This window comes from Viridibacillus arenosi (genome assembly GCF_001955655.1).
Taxonomy (GTDB): Bacteria; Bacillota; Bacilli; order Bacillales_A; family Planococcaceae; genus Viridibacillus; species Viridibacillus arenosi.
Genome location: NZ_MSPW01000030.1, coordinates 1 through 6,539 on the forward strand (window position 1 = coordinate 1; position 6,539 = coordinate 6,539).

Here is a 6,539-nt window from a genome sequence, read left to right on the forward strand (position 1 = left end):
ATGTACAGTTCATCATGCCCACTCATTACTCCCCTCCTTTTCAGTTATAAGACCTTTAACAACGAAAAAAGTTAACACTTAAAATGAAATTTCCCTTAAAAATTTACAAAATAAAAAGCATGATCGATTAGAATCATACTAGATTATGATAATTCGCTGTTTAACTTAATGTCATTTTTATTACAACAATCTACTTTCGTCTTCGGAAATTTAGTATTCTAAAGTATGCTACGTCAAAAATTTCTCTATATAACAATCTGGCCCGATTGTTCAACTAACCTGCCTCGTTAGTTCCAGAAAGGAAAATAGAGCTGCATATGCAACTCAATGATCTTCAAGTAAAGCACCTGTTAGTTGAATAACTAATTATCCATTACGACTAGAAAATAGTATCAATCTTAATCAAGGGCCAACACTCCTTAATTAGTTTCCCATCAAGCTTAACTTTTCGAATTAAATCTTCAACATTTTCCCCGATGATTTCACTGGCAGAATTATTGAATTTCCAAAACATGAATTGACCCGTCCCACAACCGATATAGAATGTTTCATCTTTATAAATAAATTGAATCTCTCTCCCCATACTTAAATCTTCAAGAATTTCCTCATAACTATATTCCATTCTGAACACCTTCTTTAATTTTCTATTCTTCAACTAACCTGCCCCGTTAGTTCAATAAAAAAAAGAGCTGCATATGCAACTCAATGATCTTCAAGTAAAGCACCCGTTAGCTGAAGAAGGAGTTTATCTCAATTTTTGCAATTCACATTTTTCTTCCCAGAATTCCATCAAGTTTTTGTGAAATTTTTTTGGCTTTTCTATTAGAAACCATTCAATTGAATGTGCAGGTGTTGGCATCTTTTTCTTCCTTCGGAAAATTGAAAAAATAGATAAATTTTTCAAAAAATAGTACGCTTACATATAATTAAATTTATTATATATAGAGGTGATACTATGAAGTCAGTAGATAAAAAGAAAATCCAAAACCTTTACCGAAAACAAATAACGGAAAAACGAGAAAAAGAAAAGAATTTCATTGAAACACTTTTAATTATAATTGTAGTTGGTGTACTTATCTCAATAGGCGCATTTATCGGAGATAGATAAAAGATTGATTATATTCTGCCTGCTCTTTAATTAGTGCTTCAATTTCTCTTTTTGAGATTGAGATACATTACCTGTTGAAACAGCTAAGAAATAAAAGAGCTGCCTGTGCAATTCAATGAACTTCAAGTAAAGCACCCGTTAGTCGAATAAGCGAAATTTTTAATTCGATTCAATAATCAATAGAATTAGCTATCTGAACTAAAATTTCAGGAGTAATCTTATCGGATATTCTTTTATCTATACTAAACCTATATTGCAAATTATCTTTTTCAAAAACCAATAAGTTTGAACCTCTTACACTGTCTGGACCTCTTATACTCAAGAAGTATGCAGTGTTTCCATCCTTGAGCCTAAATTCCTTTATCAATTCTTTTTCCGTTATCTTGAATTTATCCTTTTCTCCTACAATCGTCAGGAAACTGTTCTCTGATGATTGCTCATTGATGTACTCCATTTCAAAAAGGTCACTACCACTGTCTCCATTATAAGATCGTGCAAATACGTGAGTAAAGACAACAGGAGGGACTCTTAATGGTAGCTGTAAATCCTGTTTATAATGGTGTTCAAAATCTCTTAAAGCTGCATCGACAGATTTATATCCAATTTCAAGATAACTTTCTTCAATAGTTCGAGGTTGGCAGTTAGAGCTTGCATATACTTTTCCGTTAAATACTCCACAAATCACGGTATACATAAGTACAAGTAGAATAAACCTGTTCATTTAAATCTCCCTTAATTAATTTTTTGTATTATTTTACCCATGTCTATTCGTACTATCCTTATTCAAGTAAATTGCCCCTTCAATTGAATAAAAAAAGAGCTGTCTGAACAGCTCAACGACCTTCTATCAAAGCGACCGTTAGTTGATTTTACGATTCGGATTGCGATCAATAAAATCCTCCACTTCATCAGCTAACCTATAGACAATGTCGAAATAATGTTTTTCTAAAAGAACGCCTTTAGTTCTCCATTTTTGCAACTCTCTATAGTGAAGGCTTACAAAGTAGCCCTCTATATCCCTTCTTGAAATCCCCTGCGTCTTTCCCATATCTGCAATAGAAAGCCCTTCTTTCCAATGTTGTTCATATTCATCACGACTCATTCCCAAAAAATTAGATATTGCATCATAGTCGTATTTTATATGGTAAACTACGGTTCCATTGTCTTTTTCCCCTTGTTCTTGTTTTTCCGCATTGACAACTATTGAACACGATAAAGCTATAGTAAAGAAAAGTAGTACTCCTTTAAAAACAGATTTCAACATATAAATAGAACCTCCTTTTTTCATTCTTTATTGTGTGAGTTTTTGGATATACTATGTCCAACATTTAAAAAGCTTCGATAGTACGGTTGCCGTTAGTACAATAAGTTCAACAAAAAAAGCGTTAATCCATCTTGGATCAACGCTCCCCGTTAGTTAAAGAAGTGCTTACTTCATAGAATTTCGTACTTTTTCAGGAATCATCACTACCTCAGTTTGTAAATCTACAGGTTTAAAGGATTCATCAATACATTCATCCCAGTATTCAATGTGTTTTTTATCAATCCAATGTTCTGATTCATCGACATCAATTCCACCTGTCCCTTGAACAGCATACCAATACAAATATTCTTCACCACTTAAAACTTCTCGAAAAATCGTTTCAACGTACATTCTCTCGCCTTCAAGGGTAACTAGTACATCTTCAATATTTTCATTCAAGAAAGCCAACCACTCATTTACTTTTTCTGTTTTACCTTGTTTCACTCGATATCGCGTGCACTCAATATTCACTGTACTTCGTTCCTTTCTATTTTTTAATCCACATTAATCCTTCTACATTTTAACATATTTTGTTTTATTTTCTTCTTCAACTAACCTGCCCCGTTAGTTCAATAAAGAAAAAAGAGCTGCATATGCAACTCAATGATCTTCAAGTAAAGCACCCGTTAGTTCAATAAAGAAAAAAGAGCTGCATATGCAACTCAATGATCTTCAAGTAAAGCACCCGTTAGTTGAATATCACTATCTACTAATATTTGATAAAAGCTTAAAGTACATTGGGTATTCTAAAACAAAACCATCGTCTTTCACTAATATATCTGATTCAAAAGAACCACTACTGTATTTGAATACTTTTTTGGTTAAATCATCATTGATTAATGTATAAGTTTGTTTAGATTTCTTTACACTTAAATTGTTTGCATCTATATAGGCCATCTCAAAGTTTTTAGGTTCGTCTTTTGTCCAATTACATCTATTAATAGGAAGAGTATTTGTAAAAGGTGTACAGGTTAAATCAATATCAATTGCACCAGTCAAGTGATCTAACACTCTAGACTTGCCATCAATCCATTTGTTATTACTATCTCTACTTAATACGAGTTCATTTTCTAATTTATCATTTTTTAGCTTTAGCTGAAGAAAACTCCAAGTATTTGTTAAAGTAACTTCGTATTCAATCTTATTAGTTTCCAAAGTATCAATAATTGTACTTGTTACAATTATTTTATTAGAATATGTCTTAACCTTCAGATATTCAAACCCCTTATTCTCGATATTTTCCCATATATAAACTTGCACAAAATCCCTCCGATAATTTTTTATATTATATCATCACCTTATTTTACCATTCTGCCCCGTTAGTAAAATATCAATATGTCTATATTTCAATAGAGTTGGCAATAATCCTTTTATTAATAACTTTTTAGGAGGTAGAAACAATGTTACTTTCAAAAGCATGGGAAGCATTTGAATCAGACAAACGAATTGAAGGTTTTTCCCCACAGACATTGAAAGCTTATCGACTCCAAGCATCATTACTAATTAAATATTTTAAGGATATAGAAATAACAAATATAGAAACAAATCTACTGAAAGAATATCTTTCGGTTTCAGGGAAGCATTTAAAACCATCTAGCCTTTCACATAGAATTCGTTTTATGAAGTCTTTGTTTCGTTGGTCTCATGAAGAAGGTTACCTACAGATGAATCCCGCCTCCAAAATTAAAGAGCCTAAAGTGGGAAAACGAATACCAAAGTATTTATCTGAAAAGGAAATTGAACTTCTTCGTGAAGCTTGTCATACAGAAATGGAAAAAGCGATGTTTGAGTTTATGTTCTCTACAGGTTGCCGAATTGGGGAAATTGTTTCGTTGGAAAAGAACGACATTAATTGGTCCAATCGATCTGCGATCGTAAGAGGAAAAGGTGATAAGGAGAGGGAAGTTTATTTTAATATAAGGAGCGAAATATGGCTTAAACGCTATATTGACACTCGAAATGACACTGATCCAGCCATCTTCGTGACTGAAAGACATCCTCATAGAATGAGCGTCGCTCAAATGAGATATATCATCAAGCGAATCTCAAATCGTGCAAGAATTAATAAAGAGATACATCCACATCAACTCAGACATAGTTACGCCACTCATTTATTAAACAATGGTGCACCTATTGAAGTCATTCAAAGTCTGATGGGGCATGAGAAAAGCGAAACCACTCGGATTTATGCTCAATTAAGCGGGAGACATAGAAAAGAGTTTTATCAAAGGTACTTTTAAATAATAAAGGGCAACGTATATATGACGTTGCCCTTTTTACTAATGCACCTGTTAGTTTAAGTGTAATATTTCACTAATTATTAAAAAATATTTAATTCTAGAAAGTCATCAGTTTCCATAAAACCAAACTTCTTATACACTGGTCTACCCATTTTTGAAGCCCCAAGCCAGATTTGTGAAATACCTGAAATCTTAACTTCATCAACTAATTTAGTTAACAGCTTTGTTGCGATTCCTTGCCCACGATAATTTTCATTAGTATACATATTTGTGATATAAGCCTTTTTTCCAGTCTTATTGGTGTAACAAGGTGGAAATTCATAAAAAATTACTGCACCACAAGCTATAATTTCTTCATTATCTTCTACTAGCCATTGAATTAAAGTACCATCACTTAGTTTATTTTTAAAGAAAACATATAGTTCTCTATCAATATCTATATTAGGTTCTATCCCCTCATCAACTAATTGCTTTTTTCTTAACTCGACCAATTTATCAATATCATCGACATTTGCTTTACGATATTTCAACTTCTCACAACTCCTTTATAAAATTACAACTGACCAGCTCCATAGCATAATTAATTCTCATCAATTTATCATTGATTCTTATTAAACTAAACTGCCACGTTAGTTCAAGAAAAAAGTGCCCCCTAGACTTGTAGTAAAGGACCCCTTCTGCAGATCAATTTACATATATTAACTTATTCAACACAATCGCAAAAAAACCTTCTTATTCAACTAAACTGCCCCGTTAGTTTAAGTACATTTTTTTACAATCTTTATCGTGATTTACTTACATATCCAAATAAATAATCAAGAGCAACACCTGTAAGTGTGTTTGTAGTTTTGTTAATAACACTTTCCATTCCAATATGTTACAATAAAAAAAGCGCCTATCCCTTTTGTATCAAGGGATTAAGCACATTTTAAACACTATAGTTTTAGTATAGTTAAATTAGATTTTGCGAAGAATGACATTCACTCATTGTAAATTTAATTAGTTCCAAAAAATGCAAAAAATGTTGAGCTTTATCCTTAGAGTTATCCATTCGTATACTTCCTCCAGTTCTCATCTACACTATGTGCAGTTTCCACAACATGAATCACTTTTATCCCTAACCATGTTCAGCAACTAATTAAAAGCTTCTTAAAGAAACCCCTAAGACATCCCCTTTAATTGAAGAACGTTAATTCATTGATCTTGCAATATCTAACATTCTTTCTTTCGGTAATCTTGAACTACTCATTTCTACATACGTTCCATCTTGCGTCCAACTAAGTAAGCCACCAGTAATGGTATCTCCGTTTTTATCTACTTTACCATTATCTTCCCACCCCTGAAAATAACCCTTATTTCCGTTTATATCAACTTGCTGAGAATACGGAAAATCTTCGTCGGATAATGGATGTGCTATTCTCAAATCAATAGCAACCATCAGCTTTGTATCCTTACTATCCATATAATGTAGCATTATCCAAGGAGATGTTTTGGTATCTAATGTCCAATCATCGGGGATTTTTTTAGGAGTTAAAATAGTAAAGTCAACTTTTTTCTTTATTTCTGGAATAGTAATGCTATTGTGATTATACTTAATTTCTTTAGCCACGATTATCATTGGATAACTAATTAAAAGTATTAAGGCAATGAATAAACGAAATGGAACTACCAATTTACTACCTCGATTCTAATTAATTTTAATGAAAGATAGTATATCCAAACTGGCATTTTTTATTAAAATAACCTGCTCCGTTAGTTCAAGAAAGGAAAAAAGAGCTGCATATGCAGCTCAATTATCTTCAAGTAAAGCACCCGTTAGTTAAATTTCTTAAGGAGTTTATAAACACAAAAACAAAAAAATACAAGTCCTACTAAAAACATAATCCCA

The 6,539-nt window shown here is 32.3% G+C and carries 9 protein-coding genes; 2 read left to right on the forward strand and 7 right to left on the reverse strand.

All coding sequences use genetic code 11. From position 1 onward, the window contains the following. Window positions 1-379 precede the first annotated feature (379 nt). Window positions 380-622 carry a hypothetical protein gene (locus tag BK137_RS21430; RefSeq protein ID WP_038185848.1) on the reverse strand — a complete coding sequence of 81 codons (243 nt, stop codon included), beginning with the start codon at window positions 620-622 and terminating at the stop codon, window positions 380-382. Between the two features lie 333 nt (window positions 623-955). Between BK137_RS21430 and BK137_RS22490 the strand changes: the two genes are divergently transcribed. Continuing rightward, on the forward strand, window positions 956-1,108 hold the full coding sequence (locus tag BK137_RS22490; RefSeq protein WP_155981192.1) for a hypothetical protein: 153 nt from the start codon (window positions 956-958) through the stop codon (window positions 1,106-1,108). A 169-nt stretch (window positions 1,109-1,277) separates the two neighbouring features. On the opposite strand, the gene BK137_RS21435 is transcribed toward BK137_RS22490, so the two are convergent. The 4 genes from BK137_RS21435 to BK137_RS21450 form a co-directional block, all read right to left on the reverse strand. Then, the gene (locus tag BK137_RS21435) at window positions 1,278-1,829 is read right to left on the reverse strand and encodes a hypothetical protein (RefSeq protein ID WP_038185851.1); all 552 of its coding nucleotides are present in this window, start codon (window positions 1,827-1,829) and stop codon (window positions 1,278-1,280) included. 138 nt (window positions 1,830-1,967) lie between these two features. Next, the gene (locus BK137_RS22495) at window positions 1,968-2,372 is read right to left on the reverse strand and encodes a hypothetical protein (RefSeq protein ID WP_038185853.1); all 405 of its coding nucleotides are present in this window, start codon (window positions 2,370-2,372) and stop codon (window positions 1,968-1,970) included. 165 nt (window positions 2,373-2,537) lie between these two features. Beyond that, entirely contained in the window at window positions 2,538-2,882 is a 345-nt protein-coding gene (locus BK137_RS21445; RefSeq protein ID WP_038185856.1) for a DUF6176 family protein, read from the reverse strand. 231 nt (window positions 2,883-3,113) lie between these two features. After that, the gene (locus BK137_RS21450; protein ID WP_038185859.1) at window positions 3,114-3,671 is read right to left on the reverse strand and encodes a putative glycolipid-binding domain-containing protein; all 558 of its coding nucleotides are present in this window, start codon (window positions 3,669-3,671) and stop codon (window positions 3,114-3,116) included. Between the two features lie 140 nt (window positions 3,672-3,811). On the opposite strand from BK137_RS21450, the gene BK137_RS21455 reads away from it, so the two are divergent. Next, window positions 3,812-4,651: a tyrosine-type recombinase/integrase gene (locus BK137_RS21455; protein ID WP_038185862.1), complete on the forward strand. Its 840-nt coding sequence runs from the start codon at window positions 3,812-3,814 to the stop codon at window positions 4,649-4,651. An 80-nt stretch (window positions 4,652-4,731) separates the two neighbouring features. Here BK137_RS21455 and BK137_RS21460 read toward each other — a convergent pair whose 3' ends face one another. Together BK137_RS21460 and BK137_RS21465 are read right to left on the reverse strand one after the other, a co-directional pair. Then, window positions 4,732-5,181 carry a GNAT family N-acetyltransferase gene (locus BK137_RS21460; RefSeq protein ID WP_038185865.1) on the reverse strand — a complete coding sequence of 150 codons (450 nt, stop codon included), beginning with the start codon at window positions 5,179-5,181 and terminating at the stop codon, window positions 4,732-4,734. Between the two features lie 659 nt (window positions 5,182-5,840). Beyond that, window positions 5,841-6,323: a DUF4367 domain-containing protein gene (locus BK137_RS21465; protein WP_038185868.1), complete on the reverse strand. Its 483-nt coding sequence runs from the start codon at window positions 6,321-6,323 to the stop codon at window positions 5,841-5,843. Window positions 6,324-6,539: the final 216 nt, after the last annotated feature.